General features: G+C 68.3%; 19 protein-coding genes. 14 read left to right on the plus strand and 5 right to left on the minus strand.

Annotated features, from left to right (window positions below; translation table 11 throughout):
• Positions 1–18 precede the first annotated feature (18 nt).
• Together ACQI46_RS06900 and ACQI46_RS06905 are read left to right on the plus strand one after the other, a co-directional pair.
• Positions 19–903 (plus strand): alpha/beta hydrolase, encoded by an 885-nt coding sequence (locus ACQI46_RS06900; protein WP_427093237.1) that lies wholly within the window; start codon positions 19–21, stop codon positions 901–903.
• Between the two features lie 32 nt (positions 904–935).
• A complete protein-coding gene (locus tag ACQI46_RS06905) occupies positions 936–1,310 on the plus strand; it encodes an FKBP-type peptidyl-prolyl cis-trans isomerase (RefSeq protein ID WP_427093238.1) in 375 nt (124 codons plus the stop codon).
• Positions 1,311–1,402: 92 nt separating this feature from the next.
• Here the strand turns inward: ACQI46_RS06905 and ACQI46_RS06910 are convergent, their stop codons facing one another.
• Positions 1,403–2,737, minus strand: a complete 1,335-nt coding sequence (locus tag ACQI46_RS06910; protein ID WP_427093239.1) for a HAMP domain-containing sensor histidine kinase — start codon at positions 2,735–2,737, stop codon at positions 1,403–1,405.
• 9 nt (positions 2,738–2,746) lie between these two features.
• Positions 2,747–3,457 carry a two-component system response regulator PrrA gene (gene prrA, locus ACQI46_RS06915; RefSeq protein WP_427093577.1) on the minus strand — a complete coding sequence of 237 codons (711 nt, stop codon included), beginning with the start codon at positions 3,455–3,457 and terminating at the stop codon, positions 2,747–2,749.
• Between the two features lie 94 nt (positions 3,458–3,551).
• On the opposite strand from prrA, the gene ACQI46_RS06920 reads away from it, so the two are divergent.
• The 4 genes from ACQI46_RS06920 to ACQI46_RS06935 all read left to right on the plus strand — a co-directional run bounded on the left by ACQI46_RS06920 (position 3,552) and on the right by ACQI46_RS06935 (position 12,294).
• Complete coding sequence (locus ACQI46_RS06920) at positions 3,552–5,504, plus strand: ABC transporter ATP-binding protein (RefSeq protein ID WP_427093240.1); 1,953 nt, start codon at positions 3,552–3,554, stop codon at positions 5,502–5,504.
• Positions 5,505–7,340 carry an ABC transporter ATP-binding protein gene (locus tag ACQI46_RS06925; protein ID WP_427093241.1) on the plus strand — a complete coding sequence of 612 codons (1,836 nt, stop codon included), beginning with the start codon at positions 5,505–5,507 and terminating at the stop codon, positions 7,338–7,340.
• Positions 7,337–9,154: an ABC transporter ATP-binding protein gene (locus tag ACQI46_RS06930; RefSeq protein WP_427093242.1), complete on the plus strand. Its 1,818-nt coding sequence runs from the start codon at positions 7,337–7,339 to the stop codon at positions 9,152–9,154. Before ACQI46_RS06925 ends, ACQI46_RS06930 begins: the two co-directional genes overlap by 4 nt.
• Before the next feature lie 116 nt (positions 9,155–9,270).
• Positions 9,271–12,294, plus strand: coding sequence for an Ig-like domain-containing protein (locus tag ACQI46_RS06935; RefSeq protein ID WP_427093243.1), 3,024 nt, complete (start codon positions 9,271–9,273; stop codon positions 12,292–12,294).
• A gap of 29 nt (positions 12,295–12,323) precedes the next feature.
• Here ACQI46_RS06935 and ACQI46_RS06940 read toward each other — a convergent pair whose 3' ends face one another.
• Positions 12,324–13,175, minus strand: a complete 852-nt coding sequence (locus ACQI46_RS06940) for a LuxR C-terminal-related transcriptional regulator (protein WP_427093244.1) — start codon at positions 13,173–13,175, stop codon at positions 12,324–12,326.
• Positions 13,176–13,234: 59 nt separating this feature from the next.
• Between ACQI46_RS06940 and ACQI46_RS06945 the strand changes: the two genes are divergently transcribed.
• Complete coding sequence (locus ACQI46_RS06945) at positions 13,235–14,950, plus strand: AMP-binding protein (protein ID WP_427093245.1); 1,716 nt, start codon at positions 13,235–13,237, stop codon at positions 14,948–14,950.
• A 4-nt stretch (positions 14,951–14,954) separates the two neighbouring features.
• Here the strand turns inward: ACQI46_RS06945 and ACQI46_RS06950 are convergent, their stop codons facing one another.
• Positions 14,955–16,061: an epoxide hydrolase family protein gene (locus ACQI46_RS06950; protein WP_427093246.1), complete on the minus strand. Its 1,107-nt coding sequence runs from the start codon at positions 16,059–16,061 to the stop codon at positions 14,955–14,957.
• A 94-nt stretch (positions 16,062–16,155) separates the two neighbouring features.
• Between ACQI46_RS06950 and ACQI46_RS06955 the strand changes: the two genes are divergently transcribed.
• The 3 genes from ACQI46_RS06955 to ACQI46_RS06965 are packed head-to-tail and all read left to right on the plus strand — an operon-like array spanning position 16,156 to position 19,126.
• Complete coding sequence (locus ACQI46_RS06955; RefSeq protein ID WP_427093247.1) at positions 16,156–16,830, plus strand: hypothetical protein; 675 nt, start codon at positions 16,156–16,158, stop codon at positions 16,828–16,830.
• A gap of 2 nt (positions 16,831–16,832) precedes the next feature.
• The gene (locus tag ACQI46_RS06960; RefSeq protein WP_427093248.1) at positions 16,833–18,839 is read left to right on the plus strand and encodes a YhgE/Pip family protein; all 2,007 of its coding nucleotides are present in this window, start codon (positions 16,833–16,835) and stop codon (positions 18,837–18,839) included.
• A 17-nt stretch (positions 18,840–18,856) separates the two neighbouring features.
• The gene (locus ACQI46_RS06965; protein ID WP_427093249.1) at positions 18,857–19,126 is read left to right on the plus strand and encodes a hypothetical protein; all 270 of its coding nucleotides are present in this window, start codon (positions 18,857–18,859) and stop codon (positions 19,124–19,126) included.
• A gap of 69 nt (positions 19,127–19,195) precedes the next feature.
• Here the strand turns inward: ACQI46_RS06965 and ACQI46_RS06970 are convergent, their stop codons facing one another.
• The gene (locus ACQI46_RS06970) at positions 19,196–20,668 is read right to left on the minus strand and encodes a carboxyl transferase domain-containing protein (protein WP_427093250.1); all 1,473 of its coding nucleotides are present in this window, start codon (positions 20,666–20,668) and stop codon (positions 19,196–19,198) included.
• Positions 20,669–20,693: 25 nt separating this feature from the next.
• On the opposite strand from ACQI46_RS06970, the gene ACQI46_RS06975 reads away from it, so the two are divergent.
• The 4 genes from ACQI46_RS06975 to ACQI46_RS06990 are packed head-to-tail and all read left to right on the plus strand — an operon-like array spanning position 20,694 to position 26,587.
• Positions 20,694–21,428, plus strand: a complete 735-nt coding sequence (locus tag ACQI46_RS06975; RefSeq protein ID WP_427093251.1) for an enoyl-CoA hydratase — start codon at positions 20,694–20,696, stop codon at positions 21,426–21,428.
• A complete protein-coding gene (locus tag ACQI46_RS06980; protein WP_427093252.1) occupies positions 21,428–22,543 on the plus strand; it encodes an MBL fold metallo-hydrolase in 1,116 nt (371 codons plus the stop codon). The genes ACQI46_RS06975 and ACQI46_RS06980 overlap by 1 nt, the downstream gene beginning before the upstream one ends.
• Before the next feature lie 28 nt (positions 22,544–22,571).
• Positions 22,572–24,185: a serine hydrolase domain-containing protein gene (locus ACQI46_RS06985; protein ID WP_427093253.1), complete on the plus strand. Its 1,614-nt coding sequence runs from the start codon at positions 22,572–22,574 to the stop codon at positions 24,183–24,185.
• Complete coding sequence (locus ACQI46_RS06990; protein WP_427093254.1) at positions 24,182–26,587, plus strand: HAD-IC family P-type ATPase; 2,406 nt, start codon at positions 24,182–24,184, stop codon at positions 26,585–26,587. Before ACQI46_RS06985 ends, ACQI46_RS06990 begins: the two co-directional genes overlap by 4 nt.
• The last annotated feature ends 7 nt before the right edge of the window (positions 26,588–26,594 follow it).

Here is a 26,594-nt window from a genome sequence, read left to right on the forward strand (position 1 = left end):
AGGTGGAGGTGACTTCCGATGGTCGACGAGATGGTGGAATTCCCGGCCGGCGACAACGTGTGCGCCGGTCGATTCGTGGCGGTGCCGGCGGCCGAGCCACGACCGTGCGTCGTCCTCTGCACCGGATTCGGCGGCACCCAGGACACCCCGTCGATACGGGCCGCCGCCGAGGCGTTCGCCGAGCGCGGGCTGGCCGCGCTGACTTTCGACTACCGCAATTTCGGGCGCAGTGGCGGCCGACCCCGCCAGCTCGTGGACCTCCACGGACAACTCGAGGACATCCACGCGGCCGTCCGGTACGCCCGCGGCCGCGCCGACGTGTCCGGCGACCGGATCGTGTTGTGGGGCACGTCGCTGGGCGGTGGTCACGTCATCACGGCGGCTGCTGCGGACCGTCAGATCGCGGCGGTCGTCGCGCAGGTGCCGTTCAACGGTTTCCCGCGACGAGTCGAAGATCGTTCCACCACAACGACTTTGCGGCTGTTGGCGGCGATGGTCCGCGACCGGGTGCACGGCTGGCTGGGGCGCGAACCCTTCTACATCCCGGCAGTCGGGCCGTCCGACACGCTCGCGGTGATGGCGAGCGAAGAAGCCCGCGACGTCATCGCCGCGATGGACAGCCCGACATGGCAGAACCGCGTCGCCCCTCGCGCTCTGCTCGACATGATGCGGTACCGGCCCGCAGACCATGTGTCCGCGCTGGCGATGCCGCTGCTGGTCTGTGCCGGAACGCGAGACCGCGAGACACCCGTGACCAGCGCGGCGCAGCTCGCCGAGCGAGCCGCTCGCGGAGAACTCCGGGAGTATCCGTACCGGCACTTCGACTTCTACCTCCCGGAATTCCGCCGGCAGGTCCTCGAAGACCAGGTCGAGTTTCTCGAACGGGTTCTCGGGCGGCCCTGAATCTGAGGCGCACCGCTCAGTAGGGTGAGCTGGTGACTTCCTCTTCCGGGCAGAAGCCCGAGATCGAATTTCCCGACGGCCCCGCACCCACCGAGCTGGTCATCACCGACCTGGTCGTCGGCGACGGTCCCGAAGCGGTCCCCGGCGCGAACGTCGAGGTGCACTACGTCGGCGTCGAATACGACACCGGTGAGGAGTTCGACAGCTCCTGGAACCGCGGCGAGTCGATCGAGTTCCCGCTGCGCGGGCTGATCCAGGGCTGGCAGGACGGTATCCCTGGAATGAAGGTCGGCGGCCGTCGCAAGCTGGTCGTCCCGCCCGCGCTGGCCTACGGACCCGCGGGTGGTGGACACCGCCTGTCGGGGAAGACGCTCATCTTCGTCATCGACCTACTCGGCACCCGCTAGCCCCTCACCGTCGCCGAAATTGCATTCCACGCGCGTCAAACGGCGTTTTGACGCGCGTGGAATGCAATTTCGGCGGGGATGGAGGGCAGGCCTCAGCGATGTCCCGGTAGCCGCAGCAGCAACCGGGCCCCGCCCAGCGGGCTGGCCTCCAGCGAGGCCGTCCCGCCGTGCAGGTCGGCCTGCTGGGCCACCAGTGCCAGGCCCAGCCCCGAGCCGGAGTGCGACGCGGTCGACCCACGCGAGAAACGGTCGAACACCACCTTGCGCTCCTCCTCCGGCACGCCGACACCGTCGTCGTCGATCGCTATCTCGACGCCCTCCCGCGAGCTGACCGCCGAGAGCTGCACGCGGGTGGCGCCGCCGTGTTTGACCGCGTTGGCGATCGCGTTGTCGACCGCCAGCCGCAGCCCGGCCGGCAGGCCGAGGATGATCACCGTCGGCGCCGGCACCAGCGAGACCTCAAGGTCGGGGTAGACGCGCATCGCGTCGTGGGCGGCCCGGTCGAGCAGCTCGGTGATGTCCACGGGCACGTGGTCGTCGGAGGTGGAGAGCTCGCCCTGGGCCAGCCGTTCCAGCGCCCCGAGGGTGGCCTCGATGCGGGTCTGGGTGCGGATGACGTCGTTGACCACTTCCTTGCGCTGCTCTTCGCCGAGGTCCAGTGTCGACAGCACCTCGAGGTTGGTGCGCATCGCCGTCAGCGGCGTGCGCAGCTCGTGCGCCGAGACCGAGGCGAAGTCGCGCGCGGAGGCCAGTGCCGCCTTGGTGCGGTCCTGCTCCTTCCAGATGCGCTCGAGCGTGCCTTTGAGCGCGTCGGCGATCTCGACGGCTTCGGTGGCGCCGCGGATGTCGATGTCGGGGGGCTCGTCACCCGCATCGATCTGGCGGGTCTGCTGGGCCAGTCGTTTGAACGGGCGCACTGCGAACGCGGCCAGCAGCCAGCCACCGAGCGTTCCGGCCCCGACGGCCAGCGTGCAGATGACCAGCACACGACGGTGCAGATTGTTGGTGTCGGCGATGGTCGCGTCGTAGGTGGCGCCGACCGCCACCGACATCGGTTCCGGCACCGACAGATCCACGGTGCGTACCCGGTAGCGCACGCCGTCGACGTAGGTGTCGGCGTAGCCCGGTTCGAGTTGGGGCAGGATCACGTCGGAGTTCGAGGTGACGGTTCCGGCGCGGCGCACGGTGATGACCGCGTCCTGGTCGTTGGGGGACTTCGGGATCTCGTCGAGTCCGCGCGGCAGGAACGGGATCGCGAAGCCGGCGGCTTCGTCGAGGCGGCGGTCCAGGCGTTCCTTGCGGTCGCCGGTGATGCCGATCCACACCACGGTGCCGACGATGCCGACGACGATGGCGGCCGCGATGGCGGTGGCGAAGGCGACCCGCGTACGCAGGGACGGGGTTCGGCGGAAGATGCGCGTCAACATGGCCGGGGTCTACTGCTGTCGGAGCACGAAGCCGACGCCGCGCACCGTGTGCAGCAGCCGGGGCGCGCCGTTGGCTTCGAGTTTGCGCCTCAGATAGCCGATGAACACGTCGACGACGTTGGTGTCGGCGGCGAAGTCATACCCCCACACCAGCTCGAGCAGCTGGGCCCGCGACAGCACCGCGGTCTTGTGCTCGGCCAGCACCGCCAGCAGGTCGAACTCGCGTTTGGTGAGGTCGACGTCGACGCCGTCGACGCGTGCGCGCCGGCCCGGGATGTCGACCTCCAGCGGTCCGACGGTGATCGTCTCCGAGGAGAACGTCGCCGTCGAGCCGCGGCGTCGCAGCAGCGCCTTGACCCGCGCCACCAACTCGGCCAGCACGAACGGTTTGACCAGGTAGTCGTCGGCGCCGGCTTCCAGCCCGGCCACCCGGTCGTCGACCGAGGACCGCGCCGACAGCACGCAGACCGGCACGTCGTTGTCCATCGCGCGCAGCGCGGTCACCACCGAGACGCCGTCGAGCACCGGCATGTTGATGTCGAGCACGATGGCGTCGGGTTTGGTCTCGGTGGCGCTGCGCAGCGCCTCGGCGCCGTCGACCGCGGTGGACACTTCGAATCCGGACAGCCGCAGGCCACGCTCGAGCGAGGCCAGGACGTCGGGATCGTCGTCGACCACGAGCACCCGGGGCGAACCCATACCACTGTCCATGTCCGCAATCTTGCCTGATGATGCGGTCCGCCCGCGGGATGCCGTGCCGAGGGCGCAGGGAAGGCTTTGACCTGACCCTTTGTTGAGGTTCTACGGTGAATTCATGAGTTTGGAAGCGGTGGCTCGGCAGACGCTGTACCGCCAGACCCGTGCGCGGGGCGGAGATCTGCATTCGGTGGTGGACCGTCGCCTGATGGGCCGGATCTGGCGGTTTGCGGCGCGACATCATCGCCGGTTGGCGGTGTTCCTGGCGGTCAGCGTGGTCGGTGCGGTGCTGACGGTGACGACGCCGCTGCTGGCGGGCCGGGTGATCGACGAGATCACCGAAGGGGGCCGGGTCGGCGTCGTGGTGGCGCTGGCGGCGGTGATCGCGGTGGTCGCGCTCGCAGAAGCGGCACTGTCTTTGACGACGCGGTGGCTGTCGTCGACGATCGGTGAGGGTCTGATCCTCGACCTGCGCACCGTGGTGTTCGACCACGTCCAGAAGATGCCGGTCGCGTTCTTCACCCGCACCCGTACCGGCGCGCTGGTGAGCCGTCTGGGCAACGATGTCCTCGGAGCGCAGCGCGCGTTCTCCGACACGTTGTCGGGCGTGGTGTCCAATCTGGTGACGTTGGCGCTGACGTTGGCGGTGATGCTCAGCATTTCGTGGCAGATCACGCTGCTGTCATTGGCGTTGGTGCCGCTGTTCTTGATCCCGGCGCGCCGGATCGGCACCGCGATGGCGTCGCTGTCGCGGGAGGCGTCGGTCCACAACGCGACGATGAACACCCAGATGACCGAGCGGTTCTCGGCTCCGGGCGCCACCCTGGTCAAGCTGTTCGGCGACCCGGCCACCGAGTCCCGGGAGTTCCGGACTCAGGCCGGTCGGGTCCGCGACATCGGTGTGCGCAGGGCGATGCTGCAGTCGACGTTCATGAACTCGCTGACGTTGATGTCGGCCCTGGCTCTGGCCTTGGTCTACGGGCTGGGCGGGGCGTTGGCGCTGGGCGGCCACCTGCAGGCCGGCGCGATCGTGTCCTTGGCGCTGTTGCTGACGCGCCTCTACGCCCCGTTGACCGCGTTGGCGAACGCTCGCGTCGAGATCGCCAGCGCGCTGGTCAGTTTCGAGCGGGTCTTCGAGGTGATCGACCTGGTACCGCTGATCCGTGAGAGCCCGGACGCCGTCGACATCCCGACCGGCACCCCGGATGGCGGCGTCCGCGTCGAGTTCGACGACGTCCGCTTCTCGTACCCGTCGGCCGACAAGGTCTCGCTGGCCTCGTTGGAGGAGGTCGCCGAACTCTCCGATGCCGACGTGCGCGGCGGCGAGGAAGTGCTGCACGGCGTCACCTTCACCGCCGAACCCGGGCAGATGGTCGCGCTGGTGGGCCCCTCGGGCGCCGGCAAGTCCACCATTGCGGCGCTGTTGGCGCGCCTCTACGACGTCGACGACGGCGCGGTGCGGCTCAACGGTCTCGACGTGCGGGACGCGACGTTCGCGTCTCTGAAGAGAACCGTCGGCATGGTCACCCAGGACGGGCACTTGTTCCACGAGTCGATCCGGTCGAACCTCCGGCTGGCCGCGCCGGAGGCGACGGACGACGAGCTGTGGGAGGCGCTGCGACGGGCCCGTCTCGGCGACGTCGTCGCCGCGATGCCCGACGGGTTGGACACCATCGTCGGCGAACGCGGGTACCGGCTCTCCGGTGGGCAGCGGCAACGCCTGACCATCGCCCGCCTCCTGCTGGCCGCCCCGCAGGTGGTGGTTCTCGACGAGGCGACCGCATCGCTGGACTCCGAATCCGAAGCGGCGGTCCAGCAGGCGCTCGCCGAGGCGCTGGCCGGCCGGACCTCCCTGGTGATCGCGCACCGGCTCTCGACGGTGCGGGCCGCCGACGTGATCCTCGTCGTCGAGGACGGCCGGATCGCCGAACGCGGCACGCACACCGAGCTGCTGGCCCGCGGCGGGCGGTACGCCGAGCTGTACCGCACCCAGTTCGGGCACACCGATCGGCGGACGTGCTGCTCCTCGCCGACGCGTTATCCGGTTGCGCACAATGGGAAGATTCTCTAAGTGACTGACTCCCGGCCCGAGGCGCTGCGCGCGGCACCGGCGGTCGCGCCGCCGCGCGACCGGCCGAGGGCCAGCGCGGACCTGTGGCGGCTGTTGCCGTACCTCATGCCCTACCGGGCGCGGTGGATCGCGATGATCGTGGTGGCGCTGGCCAGTATGGGGGCGACGATCTCCATCCCGTTGATGACCAGAGCGGTCATCGACGGGCCGGTGTCCAACCGGGACCAGCAGGGGCTGTGGCTGCTCGGCGCCGCGGCCCTCGGTGTCGGCGTCACCGAAGCGGTGCTGTGGTTCATCCGCCGCTGGTTGGCTGCCCGCGCGACCATGGGCGTGGAGGCCGACGTCCGCAAGGACCTGTACGCGCGTCTGCAGGTGCTGCCGATGTCGTTCCACGGCCGGTGGGACTCCGGGCAGTTGCTGTCGCGGGTCATGAACGACCTGGGCACGATTCGCCGATTCATGTCGTTCGGCATGCTGTTTCTGCTGTTGAACATCCTGCAGATCACCGTCGTCACCGCGATCCTGCTCGCGATGTACTGGCCCCTGGGGGTGGTGGTCTGCGTCTCGATCGTGCCGATCACATTGACGGTGCTGCACTTTCAGCGCGAATACACGCGGCTGTCCCGGTTGGCGCAGGATCAGGCCGGCAATGTCGCAACCCACGTCGAAGAGGCCGCGCATGGTCTGCGGGTGGTGAAGTCGTTCGGCCGTGAGGACCACATCTACCGGCGGTTCGACGAGCAACTGACTGCTCTCTACGACACCCAGATCCGCCGGGTGGGGGTGTCGGCGAAGTTCTGGACACTGCTGGAGATCATCCCGAACCTGACGCTGATCGTCGTGCTCGGCGTCGGTGCGTACGCGGCTGGGCACGGCCACGTCACAATGGGCACGCTGGTCGCGTTCATCACCATGATGCTGTCCCTGGTGTGGCCGATCGCGTCGCTGGGATTCCTGTTGTCGATGACCCAGGAATCGTTCACCGCGGCCAACCGCATCACCGAGATCTTCGACGCGCCCCGCGAGATCACCGACGGACCGCGGGATCAGGCGCCGCGCCGCGGCCGGCTGGAGCTCGTCGACGTCGGCTTCCGCTTCCCGGACTCCGACGATTGGGTCCTCCGCCACGTCGATCTCACCGTCGAGCCGGGGGAGACGCTGGCGTTGGTCGGCGCCACCGGTTCGGGCAAGTCGGTCCTGGTGGGTCTCCTGTCGCGGCTCTACGACGTGACCGAGGGCGAGATCCGCATCGACGCCCAGGACATCCGTGAACTGTCGGTCGACGCGCTGCGTCGCACGGTGGCCACCGCGTTCGAGGATCCGACGCTGTTCTCCATGTCGGTGGCGGAAAACCTCCGGCTGGGCCGCCCGGATGCCTCGGACGCCGACCTGCACCGGGCGATCGAGGTCGCCGCTGCGCAGTTCGTCTACGAGCTGCCGTTCGGTCTGGACACCCGCATCGGTGAGCAGGGCATGAGCCTGTCAGGCGGTCAGCGTCAACGGCTTTCGCTGGCCCGCGCGATCCTGGCCGAACCCAGGATCCTGGTGCTCGACGACACGCTCTCGGCGCTCGACGTGCACACCGAGGCGGTGGTCGAGGAGGCGCTGCGCCGTGTGCTGGCCGACGTCACGGGCATTGTCGTCGCGCATCGAGCCTCGACGGTCCTGCTCGCCGACCGGGTGGCGCTCCTGCAGAACGGCACCGTCACGCACGTCGGCACACACGCCGAGCTGCTGGCCGACGTCCCCGCGTATCGCTACCTGCTGGCCGCCGACGACGAGGGCGTTGACGTCGGTGACGGCCGATCTCTGCAGGCCGTGGAGCAGTGGCGATGACGACGCAGGACTGGCGCGGCCGGTTCGACGAACACGCCGACCTGCCGATCGACGAAACCCGGCCGCGGCGCCGGGAGGCTCGCGCGCTGCTGGGTTCTCTGTTACGCCCCTACCGTTGGAGTCTGGTCGTGCTGGCCGCGGTCGTGGTGGTGGAAAACGCTGCGCGGCTGTCGGTTCCGTTGTTGGTGCAGCGGGGTATCGACCTGGGCATCCCGCCGTTGCTCGAGGGTGGGTCGGCGCAGACGTTGATGACGATCGTGGCCGTCCTGGGTGCGGTGGTGCTGATCCAGGCGCTGAGCCGAATGTTCTTCCTGCGCCGCTCGGGGCGGATCGGACAGAAGGTGCTGCGCGAGCTGCGCCGCCGGGTGTTCCGGCACTTCTCCCGCCTGGACATCTCCTTCCACGACCGCTACACGTCGGGGCGGGTGGTCAGCCGGTCCACCAACGACGTCGAAGCGATCCAGGACATGCTCGAGACCGGTTTCGACAGCCTGATCACCGCGGTGCTCACCCTGGTCGGCACTGCGGTCCTGCTGGTGACGCTCGACCTGCGGCTCGGTTTGATGTGTCTGGTCGCGTTCCCGGTGCTGGTGGGTCTGGTGCTGTGGTTCCACCGGGAGTCGTCGAAGACCTATCGCGAAGTTCGTGAGGCCGCGGCTCTGGTGATCGTGCAGTTCGTCGAGACCATGACGGGCATCAAGGCCGTGCAGGCGTATCGGCGCGAGCCGCGCAACCAGGAGATCTTCGAGGACCTGGCCGACCGTTACCGCGCCATCAACGAGCGCACGTTCCAGTTGCTCGCGGTGTTCATGCCCGGGGTCAAACTCGTCGGGAATCTGACCACCGGTCTGGTGCTGCTCTACGGCGGCTACCGGGTGCTGCACGGTCAGATGACGATCGGCACGCTGACCGCGTTCCTGCTGTACCTGCGGATGTTCTTCGAGCCAATGCAGGAGATCTCGCAGTTCTTCAACACCTTCCAGTCGGCGGCCTCGGCGCTGGAGAAGCTGGCCGGTGTGCTGGCCCGCAAGCCGGGCATCGCGGACCCCGCTCAGCCGGCCGAGCTCACTCGCGTCAAGGGCGAGATCGCGTTCCGCCAGGTGCGTTTCGAGTACGTGCCGGGGCGGCCGGTGCTGCCCGAACTGGACCTGGTGGTGCCGGCGGGGCAGACGGTGGCGCTGGTCGGCACCACCGGGGCAGGCAAGACCACGCTGGCGAAACTGGTCACCCGGTTCTACGACCCGGTCGCCGGCGCGGTCACCCTCGACGGGGTCGACCTGCGGGACATTCCGCAGACCGAATTGCGGCGCCACGTCGTCATGGTGACGCAGGAGAACTTCATGTTCGGTGGATCTGTCGCCGACAACATCCGGTTCGGCCGCCCTGACGCCACCGACGACGAGGTGCGCGCCGCGGCCGAAGCGGTCGGCGCGCAGACGTTCATCGAAGCTCTGCCCGACGGCTACCACACCGACGTCGCCAAGCGGGGCGGTCGATTGTCGGCAGGCCAGCGACAACTCATCGCTTTCGCGCGGGCGTTCCTGGCCGATCCCGCCGTGTTGATCCTCGACGAGGCGACCTCGTCGCTGGACATTCCGAGTGAACGGCTGGTTCAGCGTGCGTTGGAGACGGTGCTCGCCGACCGGACCGCGCTGGTGATCGCCCACCGGTTGTCCACGGTGCAGATCGCCGACCGGGTGCTGGTCCTCGAGCACGGTCGCATCGTCGAGGACGGCCCGCCGGACGAGCTGGTCGCGCGTGCGGACGGGCACTACGCCGCTTTGCACCGTTCGTGGGTCGACTCCTTGGCCTGACCCGGACAGGTGTCAATACAGCAACGTCAATAACAGGTCTGATGGATTCGCCAAACCCCTGGCGCTGAACGGGTTTCGTACCCTAGGCTCTCGCTCGACGCGAGGGGGGCCAATTCATGGCGCAGGGCAGGCATGTGGGTCGGGTCGGTGCGCTAGCCGTTGCTCTGGGCATCGGCACCGCGGTGGGACTGACTCCCGGTGTGGCCGCAGCGCTGCCGGACGACACCGCATCGACGCGTGCCGGAACGGACACCGACGAGTCGAGCCAGCGCGTCCGCGGCGAAGCCTCCGAGCGACGCTCCGCCCGGGCGCACACGAAGACCGATGCGGTCTCCGGGGACGAGTCCGATTCCGCGAACGCCGACGTCGCCCTTCCGGACGTCGACGAGCCCGCATCGACGCCGACGCGGCGGACGCGTTCGAGCAGCAACACCGACACCGCCCAGAAGGCGGATGCCGTGGGGGCATCCACCGCGCGCGACAGGGCCAAGCGGATCGAGCTCGACAACGCCGTCGCGGTCGAGGCGTCAGAGGTGCCCGAGCGGAAAGCTCCCGCGCCTCAGGATCGTCCGGTCGCCACCGAAAACCCGGCCGTGACAGTCGATGTCGTGGTGGTGCCGGACGGCGCGAACACGCCGGCGGGCCCCTCGGCGCCCGACTTCGTCAAGGCTGTCTTCGCGCCGCTGACGGCGCCGTGGAGTTCGAGGGGTCCGGACTCTCCGGCCGAATCTCCGTTGGCCTGGGCCGTTCTCGCATACGCGCGGCGCCAGATCGGCCAGCTCGATGCCGGCGAGAACGCCGCTCCGGAACCCGGGGACGTGACCAAGACGAACCCGGGCTTCTTCACCGGCTCGATCAGTGGCCGTGTCAGCGCCACCGATCCCGACGGGGACCGGTTGACCTACTCGGGGTCGACGACCACCGACAAGGGCCGGGTAACCGTGCTGTCCTCCGGACGCTTCGTCTACACGCCCACCTCGGCGGCACGCCATGCGGCGGCCACCGACGACACCCACGCCAAGACCGACACCTTCACCGTCACGATCACCGACAGCGCCGGAAACGCCGCCACAGAGCAAGTGGTGCTGGATATTTCGCCGACGAACTCGGCCCCGTTCGGTGCCCGCGCCCGCGCGGGTTCCGGTGACCTGCGCACCGGAGCCGTTGTGATCACCGTCAGCGCCAACGACCTCGACCGGGACACCTTGACGTTCAGCGGGCCGATGTCGACCGACAAGGGCACGCTCGTCCACGCCGGTGGCGGCACCTTCGTATACACACCGACCGTCGCTGCCCGTCAGGCCGCAGCCCAGCCGGGTGCCCCCGCCGACGCCAGGACCGACACGCTGACCTTCTCGGTCGACGACGGCCACGGCGGAATCCGAACTGTATCAATCGATGTCGACGTCACACCGGCCATCGAAGTCGGCGCCTCCACCCCCGGGCGGGCGGCCGGGCCGGTCGTCGTGGGGGCCGACGGCACTGTCTACCAGGTCACCTACGACGTCGACCCCGACACGAACCTGCCCACTCGGACCAGGGTCAGCATCCTCGACGAAGACGGGCAGGTGCTCCAGACCACCGCCGACATCACCGGGGCGCCGGTGGAGCAGACGCTGCCAGTGGTCCGCCCGGACGGCAGCCTCGTCCTGGCCACCTACCGCACCTCCTCGAACAGGACCACGATCTCGATCGTGGACGGCTCCGGAACGGTGAAGACCGTCGGCACAGTGATCGGTCAGCCGTCCGTGGCGCTCGACGTGGCCGAAGACGGCACCGTGTATCTGCAGACCAGCCAGTTCCCGTCAGGTTCCGGGCTTGCCTCCGACCGGCTCGTGCGGATCTCGGTGACCGATGGCATGCGGATCTATCAACTCGGAAGGTCGGGAGGCCCCCTCACGCTGGCTCCGGACGGCAGCGCCTACCTCATGCGGGCCGGATCCTTGTTCCGTGCTCCGTCGCTACTCGCGATTGGGCCGCAGGGTAATTGGCGTACGGTGTCGCTCCCGTCGAGGACCCTGCCGCCGCAGGAGGTGGTCATCGGGGCCGACGGGCGCGGGTATCTTGTGTCGGCTCGCACGACGTTCGGCAACACCGTGACGCGCGTGTACACGTTGAGCGGCACGTCGAGCACGGTGCGGGACATCGCCGGTGCCCCCGCGGGTTCGCTGGTAGCGGCACCCGACGGGGTCTATCAGGCGACGTTCGACGCCTCGACCGGCCAGTCGTACGTCTCGAAGATCACCGCGGGAGGGATCGACACCTCCGATCCCCTCGATGGTTCGGTGGTGAACACCCTCACGGTGAGCCCTGGCGGCACCGTCTATGTGTCCCTGCGCAATTCGGCCGCCGGACGTGACAGCGTCGCGGTCATCCGGCCCAGCGGGCTTGTCGCGACGGTCGATATTCCGGGAACGATCGTGCCGGTCGGGCGGGCGACGGCGGACCGCGGACTCAACGAGAACATCGGGGAGAACGGCTATGTCGCCTACACCGCCGACGGCACCACCTACCTTGCGGTGATCGACCCGGACGGCGCCATCGACCGCACGGTCGAGCTGCCCGAGGGGGCAGTCATTTCGAGGGCCGTGAGTTACGGTCCCGACGGCTCGGCGTACCAACTGATCGAGTACCGCGACAGCGAAGGCAGGGTGGCAGGCCAGGCTGTGCTGGCGCTGGCCACCGACACCGTGACGCCGGCGCTCACCGGATCGCCGCTGCGGCCGAATTACGATGCGCTGCAGTTCGGTCCGGACGGCACCGGATACCTCGTCACGGTGGAGGCGGCCACGTTCACCCACCACTTCCTGGCGTTCGATGCGAACGGTGCCACGGTCGCCAGTTTGGATGTCACGGGTCCGCTGGTGCCTCAGCAGGTCGACGGCCACACCTACCTGGCGCCGCTGGCGTTCGGTCCGGACGGCACGGCCTATGCGACCCTCTCTGGTGCCGACGCCGGGGTGTGGGCCCTCGGACCTGGGGGCGCGACGCAGGTCGTCGACGTGGACCTGGCGCCCGGCGAAACCATCAGTCCCGTGGCGTTCGGACCCGACGGCACACCGTATGTGACGCTCACCCAGCGCGACGGTGACGAGTACGTGACGACGGTGCAGACGTTCACGTCGCCCGTCCTGCTTTAGGGCGATCAGGGTGCTCTGCGGCTGTCGGATCAGGGGATGAGGCCCGCGGCGCGGGCCTTGGACACCGACTCGAATCGCGTCGAGGTGCCGAGTTTGCCGGCCGCACTGCGCAAGTAGGCTTTGACGGTCTCGGTTTTCAGCGAAAGTCGTTCTGCGGCCTCGCTGTTCGTGCAGCCCAGTGCCACCTGGGCCAGCACATCGATCTCGCGCGCGGTCAGCGCCACTGCGTCCTCGGGGACTCCGGTCAGGGCCTGGGCCAGCCGGTCGGCCATCGAGCGCAGTTGGTGCTGCAACGGTGCCGGCGACGCTGCCGCCAGATGGCGCAGCTGGGCGTACACCTGGCGGATCTGTTCGGTGTCCGGTCCGTGGCGGGCCGCATCGGTGGGGCTGTGGGCCTCGCGCAGTCGTAGTCGCCGATCAACCTCGTCGCGGATCTTGAGCTCCTCGCCGAGCGAGCGAGCGGTGGCGAGCATGCGCCGGGCGGTGCGACTGCCGAAGGGGGCGTTGTCGCGGTAGGCGCCGTAGAGCATGGCTCGGGTCTGCCCGTCGACCAGGACGGGCACCGCGAGCACCGAGCCGATTCCTTCGGACAGCACCGGCTCGTCGTAGTCGTGCGTGATCGAGGCCGCGTTGCGGTAGTCGGCCACCGACAGGGGTCGCCCGGCCGCCATGCTGGCTCCACCGAGGCCGTACCGCGACTGCACCGCCAACCCGCGCAGGCTCCGCGTCCGGGTGCCCACGAACTCCGTCAGCAGCAGGGTGTCGTCTTGGACTTCCCCGCCGAACAACACGGGTACCTCGCCGAGTTCGGCGATTTCGCGCAGCGCCGCCCGGACCGCATCGGAATCACGCGGTCGCAGCAACGACGACGGCCTCGGCATCGTGCATACCCTCTTCCGGGGGTAGTGGACAGGCGACTGTGACCTCGATCCTAGAGAGCGTGACGACGAATACCGAGCAGTATCGTGCTGCGCGCGATCAGCTGGTCGACATGATCGGCGACTACGACAAGGCCGTCGCGACGTTCGAGTGGCCGAAGATCGCCGGCACCTTCAACTGGGCGACCGATTGGTTCGATGTGATCGCAGGTCAATGCTGGTCCGATGGCTCCGTCGAATACCGCAACGACCGCACCGCCCTGTGGATCGTGGAGGAAGACGGCACAGATACCAAGGCGTCGTTCGCCGATCTGGCTCGTCGCTCCGACCAGCTGGCCACCTGGCTGCGACGCGTCGGTGTCCGAGCCGGTGACCGGGTGATCCTCATGCTCGGCAACCAGATCGAGTTGTGGGAGTCGATGCTGGCGGTGGCCAAACTCGGCGCCGTCATCATGCCGACCACGTGCGCGTTGGGGCCCGCCGACGTGGCGGACCGCATCAGCCGCGGCCGGGCTCGTTTCGTCATCGCGAACTCGTCTGACGCGGTGAAGTTCGACGCACTCACCGAGGAGTTCACCGGTATCGCGGTCGGAGCGCCGGTGCCGGGCTGGCAGCCGTACTCCCAGGCGGCCGAGGTCGAATCGGCCGGACCGTTCGAGCCGCGGACCAGCACGGCGGACCCGCTGCTGATCTATTTCACCTCCGGGACCACGAGCAAGCCCAAACTTGTCGAGCATTCGCAGGTGAGCTACCCGGTCGGGCATCTGACCACGATGGCGTGGATCGGCGTGCGACCCGGCGACGTCCACCTGGCGATCAGCTCGCCGGGATGGGCCAAGCACGCGTGGAGTTGCTTCTTCGCCCCATGGATCGCCGAGGCCACGATCTTCGTCTACAACTACGCGCGCTTCGACGCGGCGGCGCTGCTCGAGCAGTTGCGGCGCGCCCAGGTCAGCACGTTCTGCGCGCCCCCGACGGTGTGGCGCATGCTCATCCAGGCCGACCTCGGCGACCGTCCGCCGCGTCTGCGTGAGATCCTCGGCGCCGGTGAGCCGCTGAACCCCGATGTGATCGCCAAGGTCGAGCGCGCCTGGGGATTGACCATCCGTGACGGCTTCGGGCAGACGGAGACGACGCTGCAGATCGGCAACACGCCGGGTCAGCCGGTCAAGCCCGGATCGATGGGACGTCCGATGCCGGGGGTGCCCGTGGTGTTGATCGACCCGGTCACCGGTCAGGCGGGAGATGAGGGCGAGATCTGCCTGGATCTGAGTGCGCAGCCGGTCAATTTGATGAACGGTTACCTCGACGACGGCAAGCGCAACGCCTTGGTGATGCGCGACGGCTGCTACCACACCGGCGACGTCGCGGTGCGCGACGCTGACGGTTACATCACCTACATCGGACGTACCGACGATGTGTTCAAGTCGTCGGACTACAAGGTGTCGCCGTTCGAGCTGGAGAGCGTCCTCATCGAGCATCCCGCGGTGGTGGAGGCTGCGGTGGTGCCCCAACCCGACGCGACCCGCCTCGCGGTGCCGAAGGCATATGTATCGCTGGCGCACGGGTGGCCTGCCGATGAGGAGACGGCCCGTTCGATCCTGGAGTACAGCCGAGATCATCTGGCGCCGTACCTGAAGATCCGTCGCGTGGAGTTCTGCGAGCTGCCGAAGACCATCTCCGGCAAGATCCGTCGTGTCGACCTGCGGCGTCGCGAGGATGAGGCGAACGGTGCGTCGATCCCGACCGAGTACCGCTATGAAGACCTCATCGGCTGATCCGTCAGTTGGCGAAGCCCCCGAAGAATTCGGCAACGTCCTCGACGAACAGCTCCGGCTGCTCGAATGCCGCGAAGTGCCCGCCGCGGGGCATCGTCGTCCAGCGGGTGATGTTGTAGTTGGCTTCGCACCAGTGCCGCGGTGAGCGCAGGATCTCACGGGGGAACGCGGCCACCCCGGTGGGAAGCCGCACCGGTTCACCGCCGCCGAAACTGCCGAAGCTCTCCCAGTACAGGCGTGCCGACGACGCGCCTGAGGCCGTCACCCAGTACAGCATCACGTTGTCGAGCAACTCGTCCTTGCTCAAGACATTCTCGGGGTGCCCGTCGCAGTCCATCCAGGACCAGAACTTCTCGACGATCCAGGCCAGTTGGCCCACAGGGGAATCGGTGAGCGCGTAGCCGAGAGTCTGGGGGCGGGTCGACTGCTGCTTGGAATAGCCGGAGTCCCAACGCTGGTAGTAGGTCAGCCGTTCGAGTGCGGCGCGTTCCTCTTCGGTCGGTTCGCCGAGATCGTCGGGCCGTCGACCCAACGGCATGTTGGTGTGGATGGCCACGCAGTGGCCTTGGTTGCGGCCGATCTGCGTGGTCACCGCGGCACCCCAGTCACCGCCCTGCGCACCGTAGCGCCGGTAGCCGAGCCGGACCATGAGTTCGTCCCACGCGGTCGCGATGCGCTCGATGCCCCAACCCGTGGTCGCAGGCTTGCCGGAGAAGCCGTATCCGGGCAGCGACGGGCACACCACGTCGAAACCCGCCTCGGTCAGCGGCGTGATCACCTTGCAGAACTCGACCACCGATCCGGGCCAGCCGTGCGTGATGAGCAGCGGGAAGGCGTGTTCGCGGGCCGACCGCTGATGAATGAAGTGGATGGGCAGGCCGTCGATGTCGGTGGTGAACTGGTCGAACCGGTTGAGCCTTTCTTCCCTTGCGCGCCAGTCGTATTCGTCGGCCCAGTAGTCGACGAGTTCACGGGTGTAGGCCAGCGGGATGCCTTGGCTCCAGTCGTCCACGCATTCGGCGTCGGGCCATCGCGTGCGCTTCAAGCGGTCGCGCAGGTCGGTGAGGTCGGCGTCGGGGACGGAGATCGTGAACGGACGGATGTCGGCCATGGTTCATGGTGGCATCTCGGTCGGGCGTGGACGTCACACTTGAGTCCACGTCGACACCCCTGTACTCCCGCCCCCGATGTGATGGGATGGCCGGGTGACTGACTCGACGGTCGCTGGTGAACCCGCCATCAGGGCCCGCACGCTCGCCGTGCGCGGGCCGCACGGTCCGGTCTACGGACCCGTAGACCTCGATGTCGACCAGCCCGGTGTCACCGTGCTGGTGTGCCCTCCCGGCCTGGCCAGCGCGGCCTTGCTGCTCACCCTCGCCGGCCGGATGCGACCCACGTCGGGGCAGCTGACGGTCTTCGGTAAGACGCGCGCCGCCGACATCTTCGCCCGGTCAGCCGTCGCCGGTATCGACGACGTCGACGATCTCGACGAGGACGTCACCGTCGGTGACGTCCTGGCCGAGCAACTGCGGTGGAATTCGCCGTGGTACAGGATGATTCGTCGCGCCGGCAAAGCCGATCGCGATCGGGTCCTCGGCCCGGTGTTCGGCGCGTTGCCCCTGCCGGGCCTCGATCAGTACGTCGACGGGCTGTCTGAACTCGAGAACCTGTTGCTTCGCATTGCGTTGGCCAACACCGCCCGGCCACCGCTGCTGGTGGTGGGCACGCTCGAACAGGTCGCCGACAACTCCCAGCGTGACCTGCTGGTGGAACGGCTCGTCGAGTTGGGGGAGACCCAGACCGTCGTCGCGGCCAGCGTCAACGGAGTGCCAGGACAACTCGTGGTGCACCGCCACCTCGACAGGGAAGCAGGTGTATAGCCGTGGTCGCTGGTTTGCCCGTGGGGACCGATCTGAAGAGTTACGCCCGCGGGGTCATGCCCCGCGTCGCAGTGGTCACCATCATCCTGATGCCGTTGCTGTACGGGGCGATGTACCTGTGGGCGTTCTGGAACCCGTTCGCGGAGATCGACAAGATCCCGGTCGCGTTGGTCAACCAGGACCGCGGCATACAGGCTCAGGGGCAGTCGGTGCGGGCCGGGGACGAGGTGGCCACTGCACTGCGGGACTCTGGTCAGCTGAATCTGACCGAGATGTCAGCCCAGGACGCAGCGGCCGGAGTGGCCGACGGGCGGTACTACTTCTCGATCACGCTGCCGGAGAATTTCTCGGAGCGTATCGCGTCCCCGTCGGGCCCGGATCCCGAACAGGCACAGCTGCGCTTCACCTTCAACGAGGCCAACAACTACCTGGCCTCGATCATCGGGCAGAACGCCGCTCGCGAGATTCTCAACCAGATCAACGCCGAGGTGGGCGAGCGCGCCATCGGCACCGTCGTCTCAGGTCTCACCGACGCCGGTCAGGGGCTCGATCAGGCCGCCGACGGCGCCCAGCAGTTGGCCTCCGGGTTGACCACCGCCAACGACGGTGCGCACCAACTGTCCACCGGCGCAACAGCACTGTCCGCGGGATTACGGACCGCGCAGTCGGGTTCGGCGCAGCTGGCCGCGGGCACCCAACAGTTGTCCGGTGCCGTGGACAAGGCGACGGGCCCGCTGCTCGACGTGCTGGACCGCGTCGGTGAACTCAACATCAATCCCGACGACGTCGCCGTCACCGCGCAGCATCTCAGCGGCGCCGTGCGTTCGACCACCGACCGCATCGCCGCGCTCAACATCAACAGCGCTCAAGCGGCCGCCGTCATCGACCAGGCGGTCGCGTTCCTGGAGAACAATCCCGACCCGACCATCCGCGACGCCGGCCGCGCACTGGCCGGCGCCCAACGGTTGCTGCGGGCCGAAGGCATCGATCCGGCCACCGACGACGGCCTGATCAGGCTGCGTGACAGCGCTGCTCGTCTGGAAAACGAACTCGGCGATCCGAACAGTCAGCTGCGCGTCTTTCTCACCAACGCGATCAACGGCGGCCTGCGCGCGGACGTGGCACAGTTGCGCGACGGTGTCGACGAACTCAACACAGGGGCGCATCAGCTCGACGACGGGTTACGGCAACTCAACGCAGGCGGTGACCGGATCGCCGACGGCGCAGCAGAACTGGCAGATGGGACGCAGCGGCTGGAGGCCGGCGGCCAGGAGCTGGCCACGCGGCTGCGTCAGGGCTCCACACTGGTTCCCGACTGGTCTCCACAGCAACGCACGGAGGTGGCGCGGACGCTCGCGGCGCCGGTGGGCCTGGATCTGGTCACCGAGAACCCCGCCGCGACGTTCGGCACCGGCTTCGCCCCGTTCTTCCTGCCGTTGGCTCTGTTCATCGGCGCGTTGATCATCTGGATGCTGTTGAAGCCTCTGCGTTCACGACCGGTCATGGCCGGCCTGGGTGCTGTGCGTGTCGTGTTGGCGTCCTACTGGCCCGGACTGCTGATCGCGGTGTGCCAGGTCGTTGTGATGTACGCCGTTGTCCACTTCGGTGTCGGGCTCCAAGCCAAATACCCGTTGGCCACTGTCGGGTTCCTGATTCTGGTGGCAGGCACGTTCCTGGCGTTGATCCAGGCGTTCAACGCGTTGTTCGGCGAGGCCATCGGCCGTGTGGTCACCCTGGCCTTCCTGATGCTGCAGCTGGTGTCGGCGGGTGGGATCTATCCGGTCGAGACGACCGCCAAGCCGTTCCAGATCATCCACCCATTCGACCCGATGACCTACGCGGTCAACGGTCTTCGGCACCTCATCGTCGGTGGCATCGATGCGCGGTTGTGGACAGCGATCGCCGTGTTGACCGGCGTGCTGGTGGTGTCGCTGGCGGCCAGTGCGTGGGCCGCTCGGCGGAACCGCCAGTACACCATGGACCGGCTACACCCACCGATCGAGGTATGACAGAGGCCAGGCGACAGATGACAGATGACACGGACACCAAGCGGCTGAAGGATTTCGGCGGGACGGTGCTGTTCCTGCTGTTGCAAGGCTTCTGTTGGCGTGCAACGTTATTCCTCACCGCGGGCTCGGTACGTGGTTTGATCTATGCCGGGCTGGTGTTGCTGTTCGCGACCATCGCGGTGTCGGTGTGGCGGGTGGCCCGGAACCAACCGGCTGCCCTGATCGCGCTCGGCGCAGCCGTGGCGCAGCTGGTTCTCGGTGGCGTCGCGTTGTTTCTCACGCCCTGAGTTCGCCGAAATTGCATTCCACGCGCGTCAAGTCGCCAGTTGACGCGCGTGGAATGCAATTTCGGCGGATCAGGGCAACCCGATGCGGCGGTAGCGCTCCAGCCGGGCAGTCAGCCGGTCCTCGGCGGAGGCGGCCCTGAGCCGGTGCAACTCCGCGGCGATCGTGTCCGAGAGCCGTTGGGTGAAGGCTCGCGGCTCGTCGGCCGCGTCGGGTTCCTCGGGCACCACGACATCGACGATGCCGTGCCGCAGCAGGTCGATCGACCGAATGCCCTGTGCTGCAGCAAGTTCCGGCGCATGGACGACGTCACGGTAGACGATGGCGCTGGCACCCTCGGGCGGTAGCGGCGCCAGCCAGCCGTGCAGCGCCGCCAGCACCCGATCGGCGGGCACCATCGCCAGGGCCGGCCCGCCGCTGCCCTGCCCCAGCAACACCGACACCGTCGGCGTGTCCAGCGTGACGAGGTCGGCCAGGCACCGGGCGATCTCCCCGGCCAGCCCACCCTCTTCGGCTTCGGTCGACAGCGCCGGCCCCGCGGTGTCGATCACCAGGACCAGCGGCAGCTGCAGGCTGGCGGCCAGCGCCATCCCGCGGCGGGCCTCGCGCAGCGCCGCCGGACCGACCAGCCCGCCTACCACGCGCTGCTGTCCGAGCACGACCGCCGGCTGCCCGCCGAAGCGGGCCAACGCCAGCAGCATGGTCGCCGCCTCGCCTTGCCCGGTACCCGACAGCAGCACCCGCTCGGTCGAGCCGTGCCGCAGCAGATAGCTGACCCCGGGCCGGTCGGGCCGGCGCGACACCTCCACCGATTCCCACGCCCCGGCGTCAGGTAAGGGCCCGAAGGTCGGCTCCGAGGGCGCGGCACCGGGTTCGTCCCAGACCACCTTCAGCGCCCGGTCCAGAGTGGCCCGCAGCAGCTCGAGCGGAACCACCGCGTCGATCACACCGTGCCGCTCCAGGTTCTCCGCGGTCTGTACATCCGACGGAAACGGCTCCCCGTACAGATGTTCGTAGACCCGCGGTCCGAGGAACCCGATCAGCGCGCCGGGCTCGGCGGCGGTGACGTGGCCCAGCGACCCCCACGACGCGAACACCCCGCCGGTGGTCGGGTGCCGCAGATACACCAGGTAGGGCAGATGGGACCGTTTGTGCAGCTCCACTGCGGCGGCGATCTTGACCATCTGCAGGAACGCGACCGTGCCCTCCTGCATGCGCGTGCCGCCCGAGCTCGGCGACGCCAGGAGCGGCAGCCTCTCGGCGGTGGCGCGGTGCACGGCGGCGATGATGCGCTCTGCTGCGGCCACCCCGATCGATCCGGCCAGGAAGTCGAACTCGCAGACCACCACCGCCACGCGACGGCCGAAGATACGTCCTTCGCCGGTGATGACGGACTCGTCGAGGCCGGTCGCGGCGGTCGCATCGGCCAGTTCTCGCCGGTAGTCGTCCGAAGTCGCCACCTCCAGCGGGGGGCCATCCCAGGAGATGAACGAGTCCTCATCGAGGACGGCGTCGCGCAGCGCCAGGGCACGGATCCGACTCACACGAAAAGGCTAATAGTGTGGACCCATGATCGGAGTGACCCGAGACGGCCACGTGCTGACCCTGGAACTGCAACGACCCGAGCGACGCAACGCGCTGAACGCCGAACTCGTCGACGGACTGCGGGAGGCGATCGAGCAGGCCACCGCCGAAGACGTCCGTGCGATCGTGATCACCGGCCAGGGCCACGTCTTCAGTTCAGGAGCGGACCTGTCCGGCGGCCAGGGCGTCGCCGACGAACTGCCGGAAAAGGCCAGGGCGCTCAACCTGGCGATCGACTCCGCGCCGATTCCGGTGATCGGCGCCATCAACGGCCCGGCCATCGGCGCGGGGGTGATCCTGGCGATGATCTGCGATCTGCGCGTCGTCGCACCCGAGGCCTATTTCCAGTTCCCGGTCGCCAAATACGGTATCGCTCTGGACAATTGGAGCATCCGCCGTTTGACCTCGTTGGTGGGTGCGGGCCGCGCCCGGGGGATGCTGTTGGCGGCCGAACGTCTGACATCCGAGGTCGCCCTGCAGACCGGGATGGCGAACAGGATCGGCACGCTGGCTGATGCGCAGGCCTGGGCGCAGGAGATCGCCGGGTACGCGCCGTTGGCGCTGCAGCATGCCAAGCGCGTCCTCAACGACGACGGCGCCTACGAGGAGCCCCGGCCGATCCACCAGGAACTCTTCGACCGCGCCTGGGCCAGCTCGGACATCATCGAGGCGCAGGTGGCGCGCATCGAGAAACGCCCGCCGAGGTTCCAAGGAGCTTGATGGAGATACACACCGCGCTGCGGCTCGGATTCGGGACAGCCTCGGCGTTGGCCGGGGGATGGGTTCTGCGGGCGTTGCAGGGCACTCCTGCCTCGCTGGGCGCCACGCCGGCCGAGATCGCACCGGTGGCCCGCCGTTCGCCGCACTACCGCGAGGGCAAGTTCTCCAACCTGGAGCCACCGTCGGGGATCACGATGAATCGCGACATGCAGCGCATGTTGCTGCGGGATATGGCCAACGCCGGGTCGACCGGTAAACCCGCGGGCCCGATCCCGCTGGTCAGTCCGTCCACCACGGAGTCCGACCAGGACGGCATCGCCGCGAGCTGGTACGGACACTCCAGCGTCCTGATCGATGTCGACGGCTATCGGGTGCTGGCCGACCCGGTGTGGAGCCGGCGGTGCTCGCCGTCGCGCACGGTCGGCCCCCAGCGGCTGCATGAGGTCCCGGTGTCGTTGGAAGCGCTGCCGGCGTTGGACGCGGTGCTGATCAGCCACGACCACTACGACCACCTCGACATCGACACCGTCGTCGCGCTGACCAAGACGCAGCGCGCGCCGTTCGTGGTGCCGCTGGGTATCGGCGTGCATCTGCGCAAGTGGGGCGTCCCGGAGGCCCGGATCGTCGAACTGGACTGGAACGAATCCCACCGCATCGACGGCCTGACCTTGACCTGTACACCGGCACGGCACTTCTCCGGCCGGCTTTTCAGCCGCGACACCACCCTGTGGGCGTCCTGGGTGGTGGCCGGTCCCCGCCACCGCGCCTACTTCGGCGGGGACACCGGATACACGAGGAGCTTCGCCGAGATCGGCGCCGAATACGGCCCGTTCGACCTGACGCTGCTGCCGATCGGCGCCTACCACCCTGCGTTCGCCGACATCCACATGAATCCGGAAGAGGCGGTGCGCGCCCACCTGGACTTGACCGACCGGGACTTCGGCGTGATGGTGCCGATCCATTGGGCGACGTTCCGGCTGTCGCCGCACCCGTGGGCCGAACCCGCTGAGCGGCTGGTCGCCGCCGCCGACACCGAGAAGATTCGGATCACGGTGCCGATGCCCGGCGCGCGGGTTCAGCCCGGGTCGACATTCGACCCGTGGTGGCGGTTCTAGAGCTGCGCGGCGCGTTACGGTGCTGACCATGAAAGCCCCGACCCGCTGGGCCGCACTCGTCCTGCTGGTCACGCTGTTCGCCGGCTGTAGTACCGAGCGCGAGGATCCGGCGGAAACCGACGGACCGACCACCAGCGCGGCGCCGTCGGCCGGCCCGGCCGAGAAGCTGCCTCCACCGCTGGTGCCGGCGATGCCGCTGCCGGAGAACGCGGTGCGCGACGCGGTATCCCGGCTCGACGGCATGGTCGAGGAGCTGATGACGAAGTCGGGTCTGCCCGGGATGGCGGTCGCCGTGGTACACGGCGGAGAAACCGTCTACAGCAAGGGGTTCGGCGTCAAGAACACCCAACTCGGTGACGAACCTGGCAACCGCGTCGACCCCGACACCGTCTTCCAGCTCGCGTCACTGTCGAAACCGTTGGGCGCCACCGTGGTGGCCCACCAGGTCGGTGAGGGCAGCATCAGCTGGGACACCCCGCTGGTCGAGCACCTGCCCTGGTTCGCACTGGCCGACAGCGCTGTCACCCGCATGGTGACGGTCGGCGACATGTATGCCCACCGGTCCGGGCTTCCCGATCATGCCGGCGACCTGCTCGAGGATCTCGGTTACGACCGGCGCCTGGTGTTGGAGAAGCTGCGCGAGTACCCGCTCGACCCGTTCCGGGTGTCCTATGCCTACACCAACTTCGGGCTGACCGCCGGGGCCGAGGCCGTTGCCGCCGCTGCCGGCCGGTCGTGGGAGGACCTCAGCCGGCAGACGCTCTACGAACCGCTGGGGATGTCCTCGACGAGTTCGCGGTTCGACGACTTCGTCGTCCGGCCCAACCGCGCCCTCGGGCATCTGCACGTCGACGGTGCTTACCGCCCGGACCATGTGCGGGACCCACAAGCCGAAGCCCCCGCAGGCGGGGTGAGCAGCTCGGTCAACGACCTTTCCCGATGGCTGACCATGATGCTGGCCGACGGCACTTATCAGGGCCGACAGCTCATCGATCCCGCGGCGCTGCGTCCCGCGCTGACCCCGCAGAGCGTGTCGGACCGCGCATCAGACCCGGCGGCCCGATCAGGGTTCTACGGCTACGGGTTCAACGTGGGCACGACCGCCGCCGCGCGCCAGCAACTCAGCCACTCGGGTGCATTCGAACTCGGCGCCGGCGCCAACTTCGTCATGCTGCCGTCCGCTGACGTCGCGATCGTGGCGCTGACCAACGCCACGCCATCGGGGGTGCCGGAGACGCTCACCGCTCAGTTCGCCGACCTCGTGCAGTTCGGCGAGGTCCGCGAAGACTGGTGGGAGCTCTACCACGGAGCGTTCGCGGAGATGGAGAAGCCGGTGGGTTCGCTCGTCGGTGCCCGGCCGCCGGCCCAGCCCACCCCGCCCGCACCGCTGGCCGACTATGTGGGGCAGTACAGCAACTCGTTCTGGGGGCCGGCGCGGGTGCTGCAGACCGACGCCGGCCTGGAGCTGGCGCTCGGCCCGAAATTCGTTGTCCCTCTGAAGCACTGGGACGGTGACGTGTTCACCTTCTCGTTCGTCAGCGAAAACGCCCCGCCGGGCAGCCTCTCCAAGGCGAGCTTCGACGGCGACTGGCTGACCCTCGAATACTTCGACCAGGATGGAAAAGGGACCTTCACTCGATGAGTACCTCACTCGTCGTTGGCCTCTCCGAAGCCGAGGTGGCCGAGCGTGTCGCCGCCGGCCGCACCAACGACGTCCCCGCCCGCGCCGCTCGCAGCGTCTCGGAGATCATCCGCGGCAACGTGTTCACGCGAATCAACGCGATCCTCGGTGTGCTGTTCGTGATCGTGCTGTCGACCGGCTCGATCATCAACGGCGCGTTCGGCCTGCTGATCATCGCCAACAGCGCGATCGGCATCATTCAGGAGCTGCGCGCCAAGAACACCCTGGACAAGCTGGCCATCGTCGGGCAGGCGAAACCGCTGGTGCGTCGGCTCGGATCGTCGGGACCGAGCTCCCGACGGCTGCTGCCCAGCGAGGTCGTCCTCGACGACGTGATCGAACTCGGCCCCGGTGACCAGATCGTCGTCGACGGCGAGATCCTCGAGGAGGCCAACCTCGAAGTCGACGAATCGCTGCTGACCGGTGAAGCCGATCCGATCGCGAAAGACGCGGGCGATGTGGTGATGTCGGGCAGCTTCGTCGTCGCCGGCACCGGCGCCTACCGCGCGACGAAGGTCGGACGGGAGGCCTACGCCGCCAAGCTCGCCGAGGAAGCCAGCAAGTTCACCCTGGTCAAATCCGAACTGCGCAGCGGGATCAACAAGATCCTTCAGTTCATCACGTACCTGTTGGTGCCTGCCGGGTTGCTCATCATCTACACCCAGTTGTTCACCACCGGCGCCGGATGGAGCGCGTCGGTGCTGCGGATGGTCGGCGCGCTCGTGCCGATGGTGCCCGAGGGCCTGGTGCTGATGACGTCGATCGCGTTCGCGGTCGGGGTGATTCGGCTCGGCCGACGCCAGTGCCTGGTCAACGAACTGCCCGCGATCGAGGGCCTGGCCCGCGTCGATGTGGTCTGCGCCGACAAGACGGGGACGCTGACCGAGAACGGCATGCGGGTCTGCGACCTGCGCGCCGCCGACGAAGGAGCCGACGTCGGCGCCGTTGCCGATGCGCTGGCTCAACTGGCCGCCGACGATCCGCGTCCCAACGCCAGCATGGCGGCCATCGCCGAGGCGTACCCGGCCCCGCCCGGCTGGGTCTGTACCGCCACCGCACCGTTCAAGTCCGCGACCAAATGGAGCGGTGCGTCGTATGCGGGGCACGGCAACTGGGTGATGGGCGCGCCGGACGTGCTGCTCGATCCCGATTCGCCGATGGCCGCGACCGCCGAACAGATCGGCGCGACCGGGATGCGGGTGCTGCTGCTGGGGTCCAGCGACGTCGCAGTCGACGATCCCGTCGCCCCCGGGACCGTCACACCCCGAGCGCTCGTCGTGCTCGAACAACGTGTGCGTCCGGACGCCCGCGACACGCTCGACTACTTCGCGTCGCAAAAGGTCTCGATCAAGGTCATCTCCGGCGACAACGCCGTGTCGGTCAGCGCGGTGGCGGGCTCGTTGGGTCTGCAGGGTGAGGCGATGGACGCGCGCAACCTTCCCGAGCAGCCCGACGCTCTCGCCGAGACCGTGGAGGAGTGCACGACGTTCGGGCGGGTGCGGCCCGACCAGAAGCGGGCGATGGTGCACGCCCTGCAGTCGCGCGGTCACACCGTGGCCATGACCGGCGACGGCGTCAACGACGTGCTGGCACTCAAGGACGCCGACATCGGCGTCGCGATGGGCTCGGGCAGCTCGGCGTCGCGGGCAGTGGCTCAGATTGTGCTGCTGGACAACAAGTTCGCGACCTTGCCGTACGTCGTCGGTGAAGGCCGGCGGGTGATCGGCAACATCGAACGCGTCTCCAATCTGTTCCTGACCAAAACGGTCTATTCCGTGTTGCTGGCGGTGCTGGTAGGGCTGGGGGGTCTGGCCTCGGAGATGTTCGGCACCGACCCGTTGCTGTTTCCCTTCCAACCGATTCACGTCACCATCGCCGCCTGGTTCACCATCGGGATTCCGGCGTTCATCCTGTCGCTGGCGCCGAACAGCGAGCGCGCCCAACCGGGGTTCGTCCGCCGCGTGATGACCGCGGCGTTGCCGTCGGGACTGGTCGTCGGGGTCGCGACGTTCGTCTCGTACCTGCTTGCGTACCAGGGGCGCGACGCGTCGGAACTGGAGCAAACCCAGGCCTCGACCGCGGCGCTGATCACCCTGCTGGTGGCGGCGGTGTGGGTGCTGGCGTGCGTGGCTCGCCCCTACGAGTGGTGGCGGGTCGCCCTGGTCGCGATGTCCGCGTTGGCCTACGTGGTGATCTTCTCGATCCCGCCGGCCCGCGAGCTTTTCATCCTGGACACGTCGAACGTGCAGCTGACGGCCATGGCGCTGGGTGTCGGTCTGGTCGGCGCGCTGGCGATCGAGGTGATCTGGTGGCTGCAGGGCGCAGTCCTGGGAGAACGTCGCCGGTTGTGGCGTGAGCGGTAGGCTCGCG

Origin of the sequence: Mycobacterium sp. SMC-4 (genome assembly GCF_050205565.1) — a bacterium.
Taxonomy (GTDB): Bacteria; Actinomycetota; Actinomycetes; order Mycobacteriales; family Mycobacteriaceae; genus Mycobacterium.

What these genes read in the sequence shown, in the direction of transcription:
- ACQI46_RS06900 (WP_427093237.1), top strand. Translation starts at nt 19, where the DNA reads ATGGTCGACGAGATGGTGGAATTCCCGGCCGGCGACAACGTGTGCGCC.
- ACQI46_RS06910 (WP_427093239.1), bottom strand. Translation starts at nt 2,737, where the DNA reads ATGTTGACGCGCATCTTCCGCCGAACCCCGTCCCTGCGTACGCGGGTC.
- ACQI46_RS06920 (WP_427093240.1), top strand. Translation starts at nt 3,552, where the DNA reads ATGAGTTTGGAAGCGGTGGCTCGGCAGACGCTGTACCGCCAGACCCGT.
- ACQI46_RS06930 (WP_427093242.1), top strand. Translation starts at nt 7,337, where the DNA reads ATGACGACGCAGGACTGGCGCGGCCGGTTCGACGAACACGCCGACCTG.
- ACQI46_RS06935 (WP_427093243.1), top strand. Translation starts at nt 9,271, where the DNA reads ATGGCGCAGGGCAGGCATGTGGGTCGGGTCGGTGCGCTAGCCGTTGCT.
- ACQI46_RS06940 (WP_427093244.1), bottom strand. Translation starts at nt 13,175, where the DNA reads ATGCCGAGGCCGTCGTCGTTGCTGCGACCGCGTGATTCCGATGCGGTC.
- ACQI46_RS06950 (WP_427093246.1), bottom strand. Translation starts at nt 16,061, where the DNA reads ATGGCCGACATCCGTCCGTTCACGATCTCCGTCCCCGACGCCGACCTC.
- ACQI46_RS06965 (WP_427093249.1), top strand. Translation starts at nt 18,857, where the DNA reads ATGACAGATGACACGGACACCAAGCGGCTGAAGGATTTCGGCGGGACG.
- ACQI46_RS06975 (WP_427093251.1), top strand. Translation starts at nt 20,694, where the DNA reads ATGATCGGAGTGACCCGAGACGGCCACGTGCTGACCCTGGAACTGCAA.
- ACQI46_RS06980 (WP_427093252.1), top strand. Translation starts at nt 21,428, where the DNA reads ATGGAGATACACACCGCGCTGCGGCTCGGATTCGGGACAGCCTCGGCG.
- ACQI46_RS06985 (WP_427093253.1), top strand. Translation starts at nt 22,572, where the DNA reads ATGAAAGCCCCGACCCGCTGGGCCGCACTCGTCCTGCTGGTCACGCTG.
- ACQI46_RS06990 (WP_427093254.1), top strand. Translation starts at nt 24,182, where the DNA reads ATGAGTACCTCACTCGTCGTTGGCCTCTCCGAAGCCGAGGTGGCCGAG.